General features: G+C 75.0%; 1 protein-coding gene. It reads left to right on the forward strand.

What is annotated here, in order from left to right:
* Window positions 1-985 (forward strand): hypothetical protein (locus G3I65_RS01270; protein WP_203612246.1); only part of this gene is annotated, 985 nt, incomplete at both ends.

Below are 985 nucleotides of genomic sequence, written 5' to 3' on the forward strand. Positions count from 1 at the left end.
GAGGCCGGGTTCGTCGGCGGCGCCGACGCCGACCGGTTCTCCGCCGAGGCGCTCGCGATCGCGGACCGGCTCGGCGACGCCGAAGTGCTCCGCTCGGCGCTGCGCTCGCGGCAGATGGCCCGCTCGGGTCCGGACGGGGTGCACGAGCGGCTCGAACTGGCGGAGCGGATGTTCGCCCTCGGCGAGGCCGAGCAGGACGACGACACCCGGCTCTGGGGCTGGCTGTGGCGCTTCGACGCCTACATGATGCTCGGCCGGGTCGACGACGCGGAGGCGGCACTGGCGCCGATGCGGCAGCTGACCGAACGGCTGAGGCGCCCGCTCGCCCGGTGGCACTACCTGCGCGCCCGGGCCGCCGTCGAGGTCGCCCGGGGCCGGTTCGACGACGCCATCGCCACGGTGCGGGACTGCCTGCGGCTGCTCGAAGGCCGCACGCACGACTCGCTGCGGGGAGTCTCGCTCTTCGTGCTGATCATCATCGACGGGCTCACCGGCCGCGGTGACCTCCTCTCCGCCGACGAGTTCACGATGTTCGACCGCCGCTCGCCGTCGTTCACGATGGCGGTGTACGGGAACTACTGGGCCCAGCGCGGCGATCTCGAGCGGGCCCGCCGGATCGCCCGCAGCGCGGACACCGCCGAGGCCTACCCGCAGCCCGCGCTGCTGCCCTCGCTCGCGACCAGAGCGCAGCTGGCGGGACTGCTCGAAGAGCCCGACGTCGCCGCGGACATGGCCGCCCGGCTGCGACCCCACGCCGACCTGTTCGTCACCGGCGGGGCCGGGACCGTGACGAACGTCGGCTCCGTCCGCACCTACCTGGGGCTGGCCGCGGCGGCCCGCGGGCGGCTCGACGAGGCCGTCCGCGAAATCCGGCTCGGCATCACCGCCGACGACACGGCCGGCATGCCGCCGTACTCGGCGCTCGCCCGGTTCGAGCTGGCCCGGGTGCTGTCCCGCCGCCGACGGCCCGGCGACGTCGAAGAAG

The sequence above is a fragment of the Amycolatopsis sp. SID8362 genome (genome assembly GCF_010550475.1).
Classification (GTDB): Bacteria; Actinomycetota; Actinomycetes; order Mycobacteriales; family Pseudonocardiaceae; genus Amycolatopsis; species Amycolatopsis eburnea.